This window comes from Kutzneria sp. NPDC052558, from assembly GCF_044547355.1.
GTDB lineage: Bacteria > Actinomycetota > Actinomycetes > Mycobacteriales > Pseudonocardiaceae > Kutzneria.
The window spans coordinates 42348-59508 of sequence record NZ_JBIUAG010000033.1 but is presented as its reverse complement, the minus strand read 5'-3'; the positions used below and the strand labels follow the sequence as shown (position 1 = coordinate 59508).

At 70.0% G+C, this 17161-nt stretch carries 18 protein-coding genes; 16 read left to right on the top strand and 2 right to left on the bottom strand.

Going from position 1 to position 17161, the window contains the following annotated elements:
* Nucleotides 1-327, top strand: coding sequence for a hypothetical protein (locus ACIG5F_RS39695; RefSeq protein ID WP_396525240.1), 327 nt, complete (start codon nt 1-3; stop codon nt 325-327).
* 171 nt (nt 328-498) lie between these two features.
* On the opposite strand, the gene ACIG5F_RS39690 is transcribed toward ACIG5F_RS39695, so the two are convergent.
* Nucleotides 499-1254 carry a zinc-ribbon domain-containing protein gene (locus ACIG5F_RS39690; protein WP_396525238.1) on the bottom strand — a complete coding sequence of 252 codons (756 nt, stop codon included), beginning with the start codon at nt 1252-1254 and terminating at the stop codon, nt 499-501.
* An 85-nt stretch (nt 1255-1339) separates the two neighbouring features.
* Here ACIG5F_RS39690 and ACIG5F_RS39685 point away from each other — a divergent pair, with 85 nt between their 5' ends.
* The 4 genes from ACIG5F_RS39685 to ACIG5F_RS39670 all read left to right on the top strand — a co-directional run bounded on the left by ACIG5F_RS39685 (nt 1340) and on the right by ACIG5F_RS39670 (nt 4624).
* A complete protein-coding gene (locus ACIG5F_RS39685; RefSeq protein ID WP_396525237.1) occupies nt 1340-1999 on the top strand; it encodes a phosphoribosylanthranilate isomerase in 660 nt (219 codons plus the stop codon).
* A gap of 46 nt (nt 2000-2045) precedes the next feature.
* Nucleotides 2046-2579 (top strand): VOC family protein, encoded by a 534-nt coding sequence (locus ACIG5F_RS39680; RefSeq protein ID WP_396525236.1) that lies wholly within the window; start codon nt 2046-2048, stop codon nt 2577-2579.
* Between the two features lie 275 nt (nt 2580-2854).
* The gene (dmpI, locus tag ACIG5F_RS39675; RefSeq protein ID WP_396525235.1) at nt 2855-3046 is read left to right on the top strand and encodes a 4-oxalocrotonate tautomerase DmpI; all 192 of its coding nucleotides are present in this window, start codon (nt 2855-2857) and stop codon (nt 3044-3046) included.
* A gap of 30 nt (nt 3047-3076) precedes the next feature.
* The gene (locus tag ACIG5F_RS39670) at nt 3077-4624 is read left to right on the top strand and encodes an MFS transporter (RefSeq protein ID WP_396525234.1); all 1548 of its coding nucleotides are present in this window, start codon (nt 3077-3079) and stop codon (nt 4622-4624) included.
* A gap of 125 nt (nt 4625-4749) precedes the next feature.
* Here ACIG5F_RS39670 and ACIG5F_RS39665 read toward each other — a convergent pair whose 3' ends face one another.
* Nucleotides 4750-5454, bottom strand: coding sequence for a response regulator (locus ACIG5F_RS39665; protein WP_396525233.1), 705 nt, complete (start codon nt 5452-5454; stop codon nt 4750-4752).
* A gap of 436 nt (nt 5455-5890) precedes the next feature.
* Between ACIG5F_RS39665 and ACIG5F_RS39660 the strand changes: the two genes are divergently transcribed.
* From ACIG5F_RS39660 to ACIG5F_RS39610, 11 genes are all read left to right on the top strand, one after another.
* The gene (locus tag ACIG5F_RS39660; protein ID WP_396525232.1) at nt 5891-6643 is read left to right on the top strand and encodes an SDR family oxidoreductase; all 753 of its coding nucleotides are present in this window, start codon (nt 5891-5893) and stop codon (nt 6641-6643) included.
* Complete coding sequence (locus ACIG5F_RS39655; RefSeq protein ID WP_396525231.1) at nt 6643-7674, top strand: phosphotransferase family protein; 1032 nt, start codon at nt 6643-6645, stop codon at nt 7672-7674. The genes ACIG5F_RS39660 and ACIG5F_RS39655 overlap by 1 nt, the downstream gene beginning before the upstream one ends.
* On the top strand, nt 7671-8135 hold the full coding sequence (locus ACIG5F_RS39650; RefSeq protein WP_396525230.1) for a nuclear transport factor 2 family protein: 465 nt from the start codon (nt 7671-7673) through the stop codon (nt 8133-8135). Before ACIG5F_RS39655 ends, ACIG5F_RS39650 begins: the two co-directional genes overlap by 4 nt.
* 149 nt (nt 8136-8284) lie before the next feature.
* Nucleotides 8285-9538 (top strand): beta-ketoacyl-[acyl-carrier-protein] synthase family protein, encoded by a 1254-nt coding sequence (locus ACIG5F_RS39645; RefSeq protein ID WP_396525229.1) that lies wholly within the window; start codon nt 8285-8287, stop codon nt 9536-9538.
* An 8-nt stretch (nt 9539-9546) separates the two neighbouring features.
* Nucleotides 9547-11232 (top strand): CoA-transferase, encoded by a 1686-nt coding sequence (locus ACIG5F_RS39640; protein ID WP_396525228.1) that lies wholly within the window; start codon nt 9547-9549, stop codon nt 11230-11232.
* 29 nt (nt 11233-11261) lie between these two features.
* Nucleotides 11262-12218 (top strand): ketoacyl-ACP synthase III, encoded by a 957-nt coding sequence (locus ACIG5F_RS39635; protein WP_396525227.1) that lies wholly within the window; start codon nt 11262-11264, stop codon nt 12216-12218.
* Nucleotides 12215-13729 (top strand): FAD-dependent monooxygenase, encoded by a 1515-nt coding sequence (locus tag ACIG5F_RS39630; protein WP_396525226.1) that lies wholly within the window; start codon nt 12215-12217, stop codon nt 13727-13729. The genes ACIG5F_RS39635 and ACIG5F_RS39630 overlap by 4 nt, the downstream gene beginning before the upstream one ends.
* Complete coding sequence (locus ACIG5F_RS39625) at nt 13726-14379, top strand: HAD family hydrolase (protein ID WP_396525224.1); 654 nt, start codon at nt 13726-13728, stop codon at nt 14377-14379. The genes ACIG5F_RS39630 and ACIG5F_RS39625 overlap by 4 nt, the downstream gene beginning before the upstream one ends.
* Nucleotides 14380-14395: 16 nt before the next feature.
* On the top strand, nt 14396-15367 hold the full coding sequence (locus ACIG5F_RS39620) for an AfsA-related hotdog domain-containing protein (RefSeq protein ID WP_396525223.1): 972 nt from the start codon (nt 14396-14398) through the stop codon (nt 15365-15367).
* Nucleotides 15364-16377, top strand: a complete 1014-nt coding sequence (locus ACIG5F_RS39615) for a ketoacyl-ACP synthase III family protein (RefSeq protein ID WP_396525221.1) — start codon at nt 15364-15366, stop codon at nt 16375-16377. Before ACIG5F_RS39620 ends, ACIG5F_RS39615 begins: the two co-directional genes overlap by 4 nt.
* Nucleotides 16378-17130, top strand: a complete 753-nt coding sequence (locus ACIG5F_RS39610; RefSeq protein ID WP_396525220.1) for an SDR family NAD(P)-dependent oxidoreductase — start codon at nt 16378-16380, stop codon at nt 17128-17130.
* Nucleotides 17131-17161: the final 31 nt, after the last annotated feature.

Genomic DNA, 17161 nt, shown 5'->3' with positions numbered 1-17161 from the left:
ATGGGCGACAAGTTCGACTTCGGCAACGCGCAGATCAGCGGCAGCGCCATCGGGCACAAAGCCAGTGTCACCAACAACTACGGGGCCCCGGCCGATGCCCTGCTTGAGGCCATCGTGGCCCAGCGGGCCGATCTGCTGCGCGACGCCCCCGCCGACGGCCGCGACGACGTCCGGGCCCGGCTCGACGAGATCGAGGCGCAGCTGCGCAGCGACCGTCCGAACCGGGAAGTCGTGCGCACCGGCTGGCAGCGCGTCGCCGCCGTCGTCGGCGTGCTCAGCGAACCGGTCATGGCCATCACCAAGCTCATCGCCAAGTTCCTGTCCTGACCCGCAGCCACCCCCCGAGCGAAGGGACCCTTTCTCTCGTTCAACGTCATGAAGGGCCCCATCATGACACCGGACGCGGTGAAGGGGCCCTTCCTGGCGTTGAACGTCAGTATCGGTCCCTTGATCATGGCGCCGTCGCCGTCAACGGGCCTTTCCTGGCGTTGGAACGGCTCAGCGGGTCTTGGAGTTGCCGGCGGGGCCGCCGGTGTGCATGAGGCGGCTGGCGTAGCAGTCCTGCTCGGCGAAGCCCTGGACGTCGCACCAGTGGTTGGCCTCGTCGGCGCTGCCGAAGGAGGTGGCGGCGATCGTGACCCAGAAGTCCTTGCCGGAGAAATTGGTGTAGTCGTTGGAGTTCACCATGACCGCCTCCGGGTGCTGGGCCTTCAGCGTCTGGAAGTCGGCCATGATCTCCGGGTAGCCGAACGTGACGCCGTTGACCACGAGCCCCAGCTTCTTCGACGAGATCTGCGGAACCCACTGTCCGACAAGGGTTTCCGCCGTCGCGTGGTCGGCCGCCACCTCCGCCGCCAGGTCGGCCGCGGTCGCCGCCGTCGGCGTGGTCGTGGTCGGCTCGGTCGTGGTGGTCGTGGTCGTGACGGTCGTCGTCGTGGTCGTCGCGGGGGCCGACAGCGGCGGATTCGCGACCACGCTCGACGGCCCCGGCTGGGCGGAATTCGTGAAGTGCGGCAACACGAACACCACCACGGCGGTCGCGGCCAGCGCCACCACGGCCGCGCCGGCGGCGGCCGGCAGCAGCACAGTGCGGGGCGCGCTGTGCCGGGGCTGGGGCGGGGCCGGATAGGGCTGGGGAACCGGGATCGTCAGCGGCTCGGGGCTCGACGGCTGCTGCGCGACGGGCGTCCCGCACGATCCGCAGAACCGCGCGGTGGGAGCCAGTTCCCGTTCGCACGTCGGGCATACAGTCATGGCAGTTAGTTCGCGGTCGGGGTGGGGCCGTTAGCGTGGTGAACTCGAATGGGGGAAGGCCGTCGCTACGTGTACGGTGCGGCTCATGGCGAGCCGAACAGCCGTGAAGATCTGTGGCCTCACCAGGCCTGAGGACGTGGACGCGGCGGTGGACGCGGGGGCGGACGCGATTGGCTTCGTGCTCTACCCGCCGAGCCCGAGATATGTGACGCCGCAACGAGCCGCCGAGTTGGCGGCCCGGCTGCCGGCCTTCGTGACGCCGGTGCTGCTGTTCGTGAACGCCTCGGTCGAGGAGGTGGCCGCCGCCGTGGCGGCCGTGCCCGGGGCGCTGTTGCAGTTCCACGGCGACGAGACGCCCGAGGACTGCTGGGCCGCGTCGCAGCAGGGCCGGCTGGCCTTCCTGCGCGCCGCCCGCATTCCGCTCGACGCCGACACGCCGCCGTTCGATCTGGTCGGCTTCTCGAAGCGGTTCGACCGGGCGCGGGCGATTCTGGTGGACGCTCACGTTCCCGGCTACGGCGGTGGCGGCCGCGCCTTCGACTGGTCGCTGCTGCCGGCCGCGCCCGACGCGCACCTGGTGCTGTCCGGCGGGCTCACCCCCGACAACGTCGCCGCCGGCATCGCCGCCCTGCGGCCGCTGTGCCGGACCCTGTCCGTCGACGTCAGCTCCGGCGTCGAGGCGGCCAAGGGCGTCAAGGACCCGGCCCGGATCAGGGCCTTCGTCACAGCGGTGGCAAGTTGTTGAGCATTCAACTACACTGGGATCAAGGACGACCCGAGAGGAGTGCACCATGCCGCAACCGGAAGGCGCCGCCCTGGAGGCCGTGCGCAACCGCCGCGCCGAGCTCAAGGCCCAGTACCTGCGTCCCGTCGGGGAGCGTCCCGCCACCCCCGTCCGGGGCGTGCACCACATCGCCCTGATCGCCAAGGACGTCGAGGCCACCATCCGCTTCTACCAGGAGTTCCTCGGCTTCCCCCTGGTCGAGCTGGTGGAGAACCGCGACTACGCCGGCTCCAGCCACTTCTTCTTCGACCTCGGCAACCGCAACCTGCTGGGCTTCTTCGACTTTCCCGGCCACCCCCACCCCGACTTCACCGAGACCATCGGCGCCGTCCAGCACCTCGCCCTGTCCGTCGACGCCGAGCACTTCGCCGCCATCAAGGCCAAGCTCGACGCCGAGGGCATCGACTACCTCGGCCCCGACCGCGGCGTCGACGACAGCCTCTACGTCCGCGACCCCAACGGCATCGGCCTCGAGTTCTACAACGAGGCCTTGGGCGTCTTCAACGGCGAGTCCCTGCACCTGGACGACTCCGCCGGCTGAGCGCCGAACGGAAAAGCGGCCCCCGGCGCGGTTGCGTCAGGGGCCTTGCCGTGGCGTTCCGTCCGCGCCGCTTTGACCGTCCACAATGGAGCGATTGAATCTGGTGTACGGTGAATGGACACGGTGTGCTCGCTCACACCATCTCCCGGTGAGTTGGTTACCCCGGGGTTCCCTCACCACTCCAGAGTGCCGTCTTCCGTGACCCCGTTCCGGTGCCCGACCATCGTGACAGCCCCGAACGACGGGGCGTGCACGAACTTCCTTGGGAGATCACGGTGCCAGTAGTCACGGTTCTGCAGGGCCCCCGCGACATCGAGCTCAAGCGGGACCTCGTCAACAAGATCACGGAGGCGTTCGTCGACGCCTACGGCCTGCCGGCCGACACGGTGCAGGTGTGGATCACCGAGGTGCCCGCCGAGAGCTGGGGTGTCGCGGGCACGCTCATCGCGGACACAGTGAAGAAGTAGTCCAAGCCTGTGTGATTGGGGGAACCCCAGATGTCCACGAGTACCACCACCCGTCCGGGGCTGGGACTGCTCACCATCGCGGTGGCCTGCATCCTGCTGCCGGTCTCGCTGGCCGGCCCCTCGGTCGCCCTGCCGAGCATCAGCGCGGCCCTGCACGCGGACCTGACCTCGATGCAGTGGGTGATCAACGGCTACGACCTGACCTTCGCCGCCTTCATGCTGGCGCTGGGCAGCCTCGGCGACCTGGTCGGCCGCAGGCGGATGTTCCGCGTGGGCATGGCGGTGTTCTCCGCGGCCTTGCTGGTCTCGTCGATCGCCCCCAGCACCCTGGTGCTGGACCTGGCCCGAGGAGCCGCGGGCATCGGCGCGGCCGCCGTGTTGACCTGCGGTGTCGCCTGCCTGTCGACGCTGTTCGACTCCGACGCGGCCAGGGCCAAGGCGTTCGGTGTGTTCGGCACGGCGGTCGGCTGCGGCCTGGCCTTCGGCCCGTTCCTGTGCGGTGAGCTGAACTCCCTGCTCGGCTGGCGAGCGGTCTTCTACGTCCCGGCGCTGATCGGCGTCCTGGTCCTGCTGGGCACCTCGGTGATCGGCGAGTCCCGCAACCCGAACGCCGGCAAGATCGACTGGGCCGGCACGGCGACCTTCACCCTGGCCCTGTTCGCACTGATCCTGGGCCTGCTGGACGGCCCGCAGGAGGGCTGGACGAGCCCGCTGGTGCTGGTCTGCTTCGCGGCCGCGGTGGTCCTGATCATCGCGTTCGGCATCGTGGAGAAGCGCCAGGCCCACCCGATGTTCGACCTGTCCCTGCTGGGCCAGCGCCGCTACGCCAGCCTCTGCCTGGCGATCGTGGCCCTGGTCTTCGGCTTCACCCCGCTGCTGGTCTACCTGCCGACCTACTACAGCGCGGTGGACGGCATGTCCGCGCAGCAGACCGGTCTGCTGCTGATGATGCTGACCCTGCCCACCCTGGTGATGCCGCTGGTGACCGGCTACCTGGCCCGTTGGATCTCGGTCCGTGTCCTGGTCCTGGTCACGGTGGTGCTGACCGGCCTGGGCGTGGCCTGGCTGACGGTGCTGCACCCGGGTTCCAGCGCGATCGAGGTGCTCGGCCCGTACCTGACGATCGGCATCGGGATCGGCATCAGCTTCGGCGTCATGGACGGCGCGGCGGTCGGCTCGGTCGAAGCGGGCCGGGCGGGCATGGCGGCCGGCATGTTCAACACGATGCGGCTGGGCGGTGAGGTCATCGGCATCGCGGTCGTCGGCACGATGCTGGCCGGTCTGACCAGCTCGGGCCTGGCCGGCAAGGTGTCCAATCCGCGGCAGGTCGCCGACCTGGTCAACCAGGGTGACATGGCGACCCCGGCCGGCTCGGTCCCCGCCGGTCCGGCCAGGACGGCCTTCGAGAACGTGGTCAGCGGCGCCTACACCGACGCCCTGCACACGGTCCTGTGGGTGCTGGCCGGGCTGTGCGCCCTGGCCGCGCTCGCCCTGCTGGTGCTGGATCGCCCGGGCAAGGCCGACGCGAGCGCGCCGGCTGCCCCGGCGGTGGAACTGGATCCCGTTCCCGCCGAGTGAGTCGCGGCGCCCACCGGTGCCCCTTGTCGCTTCCCCCGTGGCGACAAGGGGCACTTTCCTTTGTCCCACAAAGCGAGAAAAGCCCTCGTGTCCGCCGTGGACACGAGGGCTCGCACGTCCGGGGGTCAGCCGGCGAACGAGTTGGACGCCGACACCAGCCGGTGCACGACGTCGACGTACTTGGCGCCGAACGGACTCGCGAACAGCTCCGCCCTGCTGGCGAAGTCCAGCTTCTGCAGCACACCGCTGACGTAGTTCTTCACGGTCTGGCGGGCCAGGCACAGCCGGGTGGCGATCTCGTCGTTGGAGAACCGCATCAGCACCAGCGACAGGATCTCCCGTTCCCGAACCGTCAGGTTGGCCACGATCGCGGAGAACTCGCTGTCGGTGGCCGTCCGGTCCCGCAGGTTCGCGCCGAGGAACCAGATCGGCTGGGAGTCCACGACGGTCTCGATCGCGGACAGCACGAGTTTCAGGTCGGCTGTCCGGTGCACGAAGCTGTCCGCTCTGCTGGAGATGCACTCGGCGACGATGTCGGGGTCGTTCGAGCTGGACAGCACCAGCACCAGCGGGGGCGACGGCAGCGCCTTGGCCTTCTGACACAGGCGGATCCCGTCCCGCCGCGCCGTCAGGTCGACATCGGTGATGACCAGGTCGACCTGGCCGTCCGAGCACCGGGCGAGCGCCGCGTCGGCGGTGTTCACGCACTGCACCGAGGCGGCGGTCCCGCTCCGCAGCAGCAGGTCCCGCAGGGTCGCCTGAACCATTGGGAAGGGGTCGACGACGAGAATCGTGTTAAGGGATTGTAAATAAGGTGGAAAAGTGTCCATCGGTACTCCCCCATATTTAACTAAAAGGATCTTCGCGCCGCTTCCCCATGTGCCTTGCCGAGGGTGTCACTGCGGGTCGTGAACGCTCTCGGTAATCGGCAACAACGACGCGTCTTTAGTTGTGCGCTTGACTCTATAGAGGGTCGCACTGTTGTGGTATCAAATAGCGTGTGAACCCTGTCACAAGGTAAGGACATATTTACTTTCAGGGGTTAGGCCCCGCCTCGGATTGGTCACGGGAACTGCGGCGGACGGCGTAATCGACCCTTGGGTCAGTACTGTCGGTCCTGGTCAGGGGGCAAACTTGGTACCGGTGGTCACTGTCGTGGTATCCCGGCGCCACTTAGGGTCATTGTCGTCGCGGAGCGTGCGACAACGGTCGCGAAACGCGGTTGGACCTTTGCCTTTCCGCGATTCCAAATCAGGCAGGACATCGATGAACAGGTTCACGGGGCGAGTCGCCCTTGTCACCGGGGCGAGTCGCGGAATCGGCCTCGCGGTCGCCAGCAGACTGGTCGCGGAAGGCGCGAGCGTCTGCGTGACGGCCAGGGGCGCGGAACCGCTGGCCCGGGCCGTCGCCGAATTCGCCTCTTCGGGCAGAGTTCTTGCCGTTGCGGGCAACGCGGCGGACCCCGCGCACCAGGACGAGGTTGTCACCAGAGTTCTCGACGAGTTCGGCCGGCTGGATGTCGTGGTCAACAATTCCGCGGTCAACCCGGTGTACGGCCCGGTGCTCGAACTCGACGACGACGCGGTGCGCAAGGTCTTCGAGGTCAACCTGCTGGCGCCGATCGGCCTGGTCCGTCGGGCGCACAAGGCGTGGCTGGGCGCCAACGGCGGCTGCGTGGTCAACATCGCGGCGCTGGCCGGCCTGCGACCGATCCGCGGCATCGGCGCGTACGGCGTGAGCAAGGCGGCGCTGATCCGCCTGACCGAGCAGTTGGCGATCGAGCTGTCCCCGTCGGTCCGCGTCAACGCGGTGGCCCCGGCGGTCGTGCGCACCCGCTTCGCCGCGAAGCTGTACGAGGGCAAGGAAGCCGAGGTCGCCGGCGGCTATCCGCTGCGGCGTCTCGGCGAACCCGACGACATCGCCGGCGCGGTCGCCTACCTGGCCTCCGACGACGCCAGCTGGATCACCGGCCAGACGGTCGTGGTGGACGGCGGTCTCACCCTGAGCGAGCCGGCCTGATGTCCGTCCTCGACGTCGACCGGCTGCGGCCCTGGCTCGCCGAGCACGTCCCCGGCCTGGACGCGGCGACCGCCACGGCCCGTGAGATCACCGGCGGCCGGTCCAACCTGACTGTCGAGATCGCCGACGGTGTCACCTCGGTGGTGCTGCGCCGGCCGCCGCTGGGGCACGTCCTCGCGACCGCGCACGACATGGGTCGCGAATTCAGGGCCATGGCGGCGTTGACCGACTCGCCGGTCCCGGTGCCGGCGCTGCTCGCGTACTGCGACGACACCGCTGTGCTCGGGGCGCCGTTCTACGTCATGGCCAAGGCGCCGGGCGCGGTCTACCGGACCGACGCCGATCTCGCGGGCCTGTCCGGCCAGGACGGCGTCCGCGTCGGGCACGCGCTCATCGACACGCTGGCCGACCTGCATTCCTTGTCGTGGCAGGAGATCGGGCTGGCGGACTTCGGCCGGCCGGACGGCTACCTGGACCGTCAGCTGCGTCGCTGGGCCCGACAGCTGGCGGCTTCCCGCACCCGCGAGTTGCCCGGAATCGACGAGCTGGCAACGGAACTGGCCCGCCGGCGACCGGAATCCGGTCCCGCCACGCTCGTGCACGGCGACTACCGCATCGACAACGTGCTGCTGACGCCCTCGGGCGAGGTCGCCGCGGTGCTGGACTGGGAGCTGGCCACGCTCGGCGACCCGCTCGCCGACCTCGGCACGTTCTGCATGTACTGGGACGGGTTCGCCGGCCTCGGCCTGACCGTGCCACCCTCGCCGGGCAGCAGGCCCGGCTGGCCCGGCCGGGACGACCTGATCGCCCGGTACGCGCGGCGGTGCGGCCGGCCGGTCGACGGCCTGGGCTGGTACCTGGCCTTCGGCTACTACCGGATCGCGGTGATCCTCGAAGGTGTCCACCGCCGGCAGATCCAGGGCATGGCGGCCGGCGCCGGCTTCGAGAGCGTCGGCGCCGCCGTGCCCGAACTCGTCAGTCGCGGACTGGACGCCATGTCCGCAGCCAACATCAGTGGAGGAAGACGATGACCGAACTGACCGTCGACCGGGTGGGTCTCGCATTCGAGGCGCTCGGCTCCGGCGACCGTGGGAAGATGCTGGAGTACTGGGACGCCGACGTCCGGTTCGAAATCCCCGGAAACCACGCGCACGCCGGCTGGTATGAGGGGCTGGACGCTTTTCTGGGCTTTCTCGGCACGGTCGGCAGGTTCTCCGACGGCAGCTACCGGGCCGAGAATGTCGTGGTGCTCGTGAACGCCACCGCCGGCTACTCGGTGGACATCAACAAGAACTGGGCGACCCGCGCCGGCGCGCCGGCCGACAGCACGTCCCCGTACGACCGGCTGGAGGTCGACGCCGCCCACATCCTGCGCTGGGAGAACGGCAAGATCGTCGAGGGCCGCGGCGTGATCCTCGGCGACGGGCTCACCACATCGTCGCTGTGGTGGTCGGCGATCAACGCGGACGGCAGCCGCAACGACGTTTCCTGACACATTCGGTGACACCGGCCCGTTCGTTTTCGACGAACGGGCTCTCGGTGTATCCGGAATATGTGGGCGTACTCGCGGTACCGAACGGAAGGAGGGATCGGTACTGCCCGTACTACGGAAGTTCCGGTGTTTTCACTAGTCTCTCAACTATGGTGGACAATGATCCCGCTGTCGTGACGGGAATCGGCGTGATGCTGCCGAACACCACGACCGTTGAGCAGTTCTGGACCAATGTCTCCGGTGGTCGTTCCCAGGTCGGTGCGCTGACCAGGTTCGAGGGGCTACCGGTGCACGCGGCCGCCGAGATCACCGGGTTCGAGCACCGGGCGCACCTGCCGACGCTCGCCGACGCGCACGCTCGCAAGTACTCCCGCGAGGTGCTGATCACGATGTCCGCGGTCGAACAGGCCCGCCGCGACGCCGGCCTGCTCCAGTCCGATGTGGACCCCCGACGGCTCAGTGTGGTGCTGTCCTCCTCCCGCGGCCCCCTGTCCTGGTGGACCGCCGCGATCCGCGGCGAGGACAAGGGGGCCTTCGCCGACAAGGGCGCGATGTTCCGCGGCCTGCCCGGCTGCCCGGCGTCGCTGTCGGCGATCCACACCGGCGCACAGGGGCTGGTCACCACGGTCAGCAACGCGTGCGTCGGCGGTCACCAGGCGATCGGCATCGCGTTGCGCGAGCTGCGCGCCGGGGCCAGCGACGCCGTGCTGGTCGGCGGGCACGAGTTCCCGATCCTGCCCGAGGTCGCCAAGTGCTATCTGGCGCTGGGCAAGGGAGTGCTGTCGGGTGAACGCGACGACCCCGCGAACGCGGTGCGGCCGTACAACAGCGACCGCGAGGGTTTCGCGCTCGGCGAGGGCTCCGTGGTGCTGTGCCTGGAGCGCCGGTCGCACGCCCTGCGGCGGGGCGCCCGCGTCTACGCCACCGTGCTCGGACATCGCTCGTTCAACGAGGCCGACCACCCGACCACGATGGACCTGACGGGCAAGGTCACCGCGGGCGTGATCTCCGACGTGCTCGACGACGCCGGCCGCACCGCGGGCGAGGTCGACTACTTCTGCTCGCACGGGACCGCGACCCGGTACAACGACCTCGCCGAGTCCCGAGCCCTCAGAGCCCTGTACCAGGACCGCTCGCCCGGCCAGCTGCCGCCGATCAGCTCCAACAAGCCGATCTACGGCCACACCTTCGGCATCGCCGGCATCATCAACGTGGCCGCGACCAGCCTGATGCTGCACCACCAGCGCATCGCGCCGACGATCAACCTGAACAGCCCCGACCCCGAGTGCGACCACGACCACGTCGCGGAGGGCGTGCGGGAGGCCGACCTGGATCTCGCGGTGTCCCTGTCGTTCGCGTTCGGCAGCCAGACCTCGGTGGTCGCGCTGGGGGCGGCGGCATGAGACCGATCATGGCAGCCGACGTCGACGACCTGGTCCGGCACTTCGTCCGGCCCGGCGAGCACCTGCACCTGGCGGCGACGCAGTCCCGCCCGAACGCGCTGACCTACGCGCTGTGCCGGGTCTTCGGCGACACCGGCCACTTCACGATCAGCACCACCGCCGTGCACACCAGCGCGCACGCGCTGACGATCGCCGGCGCGGTGGACCGGATGATCGCCGGCTTCGTCGGCGACACCTACCCGTCACCCCGGCCGAACCCCCTCTACGCGCGGCTGGCGCAGGGGGAGCCGTTCACCTTCGAGGCGTGGTCGCTGCTCAGCTACGTCCAGCGCCTGATGGCCGGCGCGATGGGGGCGCCCTACGCGGTCACCGGCTCGCTCGCCGGCACGGATCTGGCCGTGGGCAAGGGGAACGACCTCGTCCGGGTGCCCGATCCCGCCGATCCCGAGCGCGAGGTCACGCTGGTCAGCGCGTTGCGGCCGGACCTGACGCTGGTGCACGGGGCGTGCGCCGACGACGCGGGCAACATCGTGTTGTTCGCGCCGCTGGGGGAGGGGCCGTACGCGGCCTACGCCGCCAAGCGGGGTGTGCTGGCCTCGGTGGAACGGATCGTGTCGACCGAGGAGGTGCGCGCGATGTCCGACCGCGTGGTCATTCCCGGCCAGCGGGTCCTCGGCCTGTGCGAGGCGCCGCTGGGTGCGCACCCGCAGTCGCTGCGAGCGTCCGATGTGGACGGTGTGGCGGGCTACCTCGAGGACTACGCGTTCATCGAGGAGATCGTGAACCGCTGCGGCGCCGACGAACGCGGCCGGGAGTGGTACGCGGAGTGGGTCACCGGGGTCGGTTCGCACGCCGGCTACCTCGACAAGCTCGGCAGCGAGCGCATCGAAGCCCTGACGAATCCGAAGCCGTTGCCACGCAGGCAGATCTGTGTCGACGAGCCGCCGACACAGCAGGAGCGCCTGATCGTGCTGGGTGCGCGAGCCGTCGCCGAACGCGTCCGGTCCGGCGGGTACGACACGCTGCTGGCCGGTATCGGGTCCTCGCACATGGCCGCCTGGCTGGCCGCCGGCATGCTCCAGCACGACGGCCACGACGTGAAGATCACCGCGGAGCTCGGCGCGTACGGGTTCACGCCCGAGGCCGGCGACGTCTTCCTGTTCAGCCTCCGGCACGCCGCGCGGGCCGAGGCGCTGGGCGGGGTCACCGAGATCCTCGGCGGCATGGTGTCGGCCAACCCGAGGGCGCTCGGCGTGCTCGGTGCCGCCGAGATCGACGAGAGCGGCACGATCAACACCAGTCTGTCCGGCAGTGGCCGGTGGCTCACCGGTTCCGGCGGCGCCAACGACATCGCGTCCAGCACCGACTGCGTCGTGATCGCCTCGGCGTCGCCGCGCCGGTTCGTGCCGACGGTCCACTACCGGACGAGTCCTGGCGACCGGGTGATCGAGGTGGTCAGCCAGTTCGGCCGATTCGTCCGTGCGGACATGGGTTTCCGGCTGACGAACTGGCTGCCCGACGACGGCGAGCAGGTGCCGGACCAACCCGATGCCCTGACCCGGCTGGCAACCGAGGCGGTCGCCGCGAACACCGCGTGGCAGCCGCTGGTCGATGACATCACCGTCGAGAAACCGATCACCGCCGACGAGCTCGCCGCACTGCGCGCGCTCGACCCCGACGGTCGCTACCGCTGAGAACAACTCTGATGAGGAGCCCCATACCCATGCAGGGACAGACCTGGGTCGGCAGCGGCCTGAAATTCACCGGCATCGGCCACTACTACCCGCGCACGAAAATCGTGCACGAGGGCGAGGTGACGATCGGCGGCCGCACCTACACCCAGGCCGACGTCGACGGCCTGGGCGTGCGCGGTCTGCACCGGGCCGACGAGGACGAGACGGTGGAGTTCATGGCCACCCGGGCCGCGACCAACGCGTTGGCGAAGGCCGGTCGCGAGGCCGGCGAACTCGACCTGGTCGTGGTCGCGAACTGGACCGATCGGCAGTGGATCCCCGAACTCGGCCCGGCGGTCGCCGCGAGCATGGGCGCCACACGGGCGCTGGCGTTCGATGTCTGCGGCGCCTGCACGGGTTTCGTGCACGGCGTGCAGGTCGCCGCGTCGATGCTGGTGGCCAACCAGGCGTGGCAGCGCTGTGTGGTCGTCGCCGCCGACCGGTTCACCCGGCGCGCCCGGGTGGGCACCCGTGGACAGTTGGTCTTCGGTGACGCCGCCGGCGCGGTCGTGCTGGAGAAGGGCGAGCAGGAGCCGGCCGGCCTGTGGGACTCGGTGCTCGGCTGCGACGCGTCGGAGGCCGACACCGTCGCCGCTCGCGACGGCTGGCTGCGGCCCAAGCCGGAGCTGATCGACCTGGCCGTCCGGTCCAGCCTTTCGGTTGCCGACAACCTGTTGCAGCGCAACCAGATCAAGGTGTCCGATGTGGACTGGCTGGTGCCCCACCCCGGCAACGACGCCATCCACAAGGGCGTGCGGGACGGGCTGGACCTGCCCGTGGAGAAGTTCCTGACCAACTTCGCCGAGCGCGGCAACACCGGCTGCGCGTCCATCCCGATCTCGCTGTCGGAGTTCACCGAGTCCGGCGTGCTGCGCGCGGGCGACCTGGTGCTGTCGACCGCGGTCGGTTCGGGTTGGTACTACGGCGGCCTGGTGTTCCGGCTGTGAGCGAGGCGACCGTGACCACAGTGGACAATCCTGTGCTCGTGGTGGGCGCCGGCCCGGTCGGGCTGGTGGCGGCCTGCGAGTTGGCCCGTCGGGGCGTGCCGGTCCGTGTGATCGACCGGTCCCGGACCCCGGTCGCCCAGTCCAAGGCGATCATCGTCTGGCCGCGGACCCTGGAACTGCTCGCCGGGCTGGGCATCGCCGACGAGATGGTGGCCGCCGGTCACCAGCTGGACGGGGTTCGCTTCCATTCCAACGGTTCCGTGCTCGGCTCGGTGACCGTCTCGCAGCTGCCGGACAGTCGGTACAACCACGTGCTGATGCTCCCGCAGTGGGAGACCGAACGTTTCCTCCAGGCCCGCTACGCCGAACTGGGCGGCGTGATCGAGTGGGGCGCGGAGCTCACCGATCTGTCGCAGGACGACGACGGCGTGACCGTCACACTGGCCACGAAGGACGGTCCGGTCGAGAAGGCGGTCGTGTCGTGGGTGGTCGGCGCGGACGGCGCGCACAGCACCGTGCGCAAGCTGGTGGGCATAGAGTACACGGTGCACACCCCGAACATGACCTTCGCGATCGCCGACGCGCCCGTCGCCGGCCCGGTCGACCAGCGGTATCTGCACTACTGCTACTCGGCCAAGGGCGCCATCGGCGTCGGCCCGCTCGGTGACGGCGTCTTTCGGTTCGCCGTCAACGTGAAGGATGGGCAACAGCCGGACCGGGAGTTGTTCCAGGCCGCGCTCAACGATCGTGCCGGCGGCATGGGCACGGTCGGGGAGCCGAAGTGGAGCGCGCTGTTCCAGGTGCGGTGCGCCACGGCCGACCGGTTCCGCGCCGGGCGGGTCTTCCTCGCCGGGGACGCCGCCCACGTGGTCAGCCCCGCAGGCGGACAGGGGCTGAACACCGGCATCCACGATGCCGTCAACCTCGGCTGGAAGCTGGCCGGTGTCGTCAACGGCCAGCTGCGCGAACGGATCCTGGACAGCTACCACGAGGAACGGCACGAGGCCGTGCGCCGGGTCAGCGCGGTCACGGACAAGCAGACGAGGTGGGGCCTGATCACCGACCCCGCCAAGGTTCTCGTGCGCGACCTGCTCGCCCGTGCGGCCGCGCTGACCGGTGTGCTGCAACGGCTGGCGACCCCGCTGTTCTGTCAGACCGACCTGCACTACGGACCCGCGTTGGCGTGGTGGAAGCTGTTGCGCTACCCGGCGATCCGGGTCGGCGGCCGGCTGCCGTACCTGGCCGACGAGTGCGGGGCGAGCCCACTGCCGACGCTCGTGCTCAGCCCCGGCGCGGAGAACGTGCCGGCGACGCTGCCGTACACCCTGCCGGTCAAGCAGTTGCCCGCCGGCCGACTCGCTTCGCTGCTCGGCCCGGCCAAGGCGCTGCTCGTGCGCCCGGACGGCCACATCCTCGCCGTCGCGCCCGCCGACCGCCCCGAGGCGCTCGTGCGAGCCCTGCGGCCGGTGCTCACCGATGGCGCGACGATCCTGAAAGGACGGACGAGATGAGTGACTTCCGCCAGGGAATGGCGATCTGGACCGACTTCGGCGGCGTGCTCACCCCGCCGGTCGCCGAGACCTTCCGCAGCTTCTCCGACCGGTTCGGCGTGCCGGAACACGCGTTGAAGGAGGCCATGAAGGAGGTCGGCCGCTCCTACGGCACCGACTCCATGGGGCCGCTGGACATCCCCCTGGTCGACGAGCAGACCTGGGCCAAGCAGGTCGAGGACGTGCTGTCCGAGCAGTACGGCGTCATCGCCGACCTCAGCGACTTCGGCGAGAACTGGTTCCACGGCCGGCCGGCGAACCGGGCGTGGGTGGCCTACCTGCGCACCGCCCGCCAGCGCGGGGTGTTCGTGGGCATGTTGTCCAACATGCCGCCGGCCTGGGAGCCGCAGTGGCGGCGGATGGTGTCCGAGGACCTGTTCGACGCGGTCGTGGTGTCGCACGACTCCGGTTGCCGCAAGCCGGAGCAGGCGATCTACGAGCTGGCCGCGCGGCGTGCCGGCCGCCAGCCGCACGAGTGCGTGCTCGTGGACGACCTCGCGGTCAACTGCGAGGGCGCGCGGGCGGCCGGCTGGAACGCCGTGCTGTTCACCGACACCGCGAAGGCCGCCGAGGAGATCGAGGATCTGCTCGCGCTGGCGCCCGTCGAATGATGACCTGGGGGAGACAATGACCACGATCGCCACCGAACGCCTGAGCACCGACCGCACCATCGCCAAGGGCCTGGTGCACCGCGTCGCGTTGGAGGAGGTCTTCCTGACCGACTTCCGGTCCGTGCCGGACGGCGGTTTCCTCGCCACGGCACGACTTCCGCGTTCCCACGCGTACTACAACGACCACACCAACCACCCGGCGACGCACGACCCGCTCGCGGTGTTCGAGTGTGTGCGGCAGATGCTGTTGTGCGCGCTGCACCTGCACCACGACGCGCCGGCCACGATGAAGTCGATCACCGCCACCTGCGGTCTCGACATCGCCGACCCGCTCGCGCTCGTCGTCGACGGCTATGACCTGGACCTGTTCGGGACTGTCGTCACGCACAAGGAGCGCGACGGCGTGACAACCAGGGTCGTGCACTCCGTGGACGTCAGGCTCGGTGACCGTCTCATCGGGACGGTCACAGTGGACACCGCGCAGAAGGATCCCGAACGCTACGAGGCACTGCGCATGACCTACCGCGACAGCAGGCCGCCGCAGTCCGATGCGCTGATCGACACCGAGCCGGTGTCCAGGGTCGCGCCCTACCTCGTCGGCCGGTGCGACTCCGACAACGTCGTCCTGCTCGCGCCGCGCGTCGAGCAATCGGCGTTGGTCGCCGGCCTGCGGGTGCCGGTGTCCAACCCCGGCATGTTCGACCACGCCCACGACCATGTGCCCGGTCCGGTGATGATGGAGGCCGCCCGCCAGGCCGGCACGCTGCTGGCCGGTGAGCTGTACGGGCACGCGTCCAGCAAGACGGTGCTCACCGGCCTGACCGCGACCTACGCCCGGTTCGCCGAGCTGGACAGCCCGATCACGGTCACCGCACAGGCGGGAGCCGCCATGACCGACCCGATCACGGTGCGGTTCGCGCAGGGGGGCGAGATCGCCGCCGACATGACGATCACCTTGGGCAGCACGGTTTCTCGGCGGGGCGAATGAGATACCGGCAGCCGCTGTACCTCAGCGCGCCCACCGCACGGCTCGGCGAACGGTCCGAACCCGTCGCCGACGCCGTGGCCGCCGGCAGCATCAAGGCCGAGGTCGCCGAGAAGTACGGCTACACGGCGTTGACCGCGACCGAGCTCGCGCCCGTCGAGCTCGCCGAGCGGGCCGCGCTCACCGCGCTGGCCGACTCCGGTGTCGCCGCGACAGAACTGGACCGGGTGTTCCACGCGTGGACGTACTTCCAGGGCCATGACTTCTGGTCGCCGGCGCACTACGTGGCGTCCAGGATCGGCGCCGTCAACGCGGTTCCCATGGGCATCCAGCAGATGTGCAACGGCGGCATGGCCGCGGTCGAGACGGCCGCGCGGGAACTGGTCGCGGATCCCAGCCTCGGCCCGGTGCTGGTGACGACCGCGGATCGGTTCGCGCCGCCGGGATTCGACCGCTGGGGCGGTGATCTCGGCGTCTGCTACGGCGACGGCGCCACAGCTGTCGTCATCGACCGCGTGCCGCACGGGCGTTCGGTTCGTCTGCTGGCAACCGAAACCGTGGCGGCGGCGCAGCTGGAGGCCATGCACCGCGGCGACCTCCCGTTCACCGCCGCGCCCGTCAGCGGATCGCAGACCCTGCGGCCGGGGCTGACCAAGAGGCAGTTCAACGAGAGCCCGCGGCGGGTGGACCTGGCCAAGATCGCCCACGACGCCCTGGTCACGGTGCTGACCAAGGCATTGGCCGACGTCGCCGAGACCATGGTCGCGGGGGTCGCCCTGCCCCGGCTGTCCCGCAACGGACTGGACGAGGTCTACCGGCCGGCGATCGACGAGATCACCCCGGCGACCGTGTTCGACCTGGGCACGGCCACCGGGCACCTGGGCGCGGGCGACGCCGTGGCCAACCTGGCCGACCTGCTCGCCGCGGACCCGTGGTCCGAGGGCGAGCTGTTCCTGCTGATCAGCGCCGGCGCCGGGTTCACCTGGTCCGCCGCCGTCGTCGAGGTGGTCTGAGTGCTCAGCGATCTGTTCTCGGTGCGGGACAAGGTGGCCGTGGTCACCGGGGCGTCCAGCGGCATCGGCAGTCGGTTCGCCGAGCTGCTGGCGCTGCGCGGCGCCCGGGTCGTGCTCGCGGCCCGCCGCGCCGACAAGCTGAAGGACGTCGCTCAGCGCTGCCCCGGCAGCATCGTGGTCCAGTGCGACGTCGTGTCCGAACAGGACCGCCGTGAGCTGGTCAGCACCGCGGTGGCCGAGTTCGGACGGATCGACGTCCTGGTCAACAACGCCGGCGTGTCCACGGTGGTCCCGGCCCGGGACGAGTCCGTCGACGGCTTCGCCGACGCGGTCGCGGTGAACCTGACGTCCACCTTCGCGCTCTGCCAGGCGGCGAGCCGGGTGATGTCCGGCGGCGCGTCGATCGTCAACGTGGCGTCGATCTACGGCCTGGTCGCCAGCGGCAGCCTGCCGCAGGCCGCCTACGCGGCCAGCAAGGGCGGTGTGGTCAACCTGACCAGGGAGTTGGCCGCGCAGTGGGCGCGGGAGGGGATCAGGGTCAACGCCCTGTGCCCCGGGTGGTTCCGTTCGGAGATGACCGCGTCGATGCTCGACGACGAGAAGGGCCGCAACTGGATCACCCGTCGGATCCCGATGGGACGGCCGGGCGACCAGCGGGAGTTGGACGGCGCCCTGCTGTTCCTGGCCAGTGACGCCAGTTCCTACGTCACCGGCGCCACCCTGGCGGTGGACGGCGGTTACACGGCGATCTGAACTCCGAACACCACCGGGCCGGCACACCCTG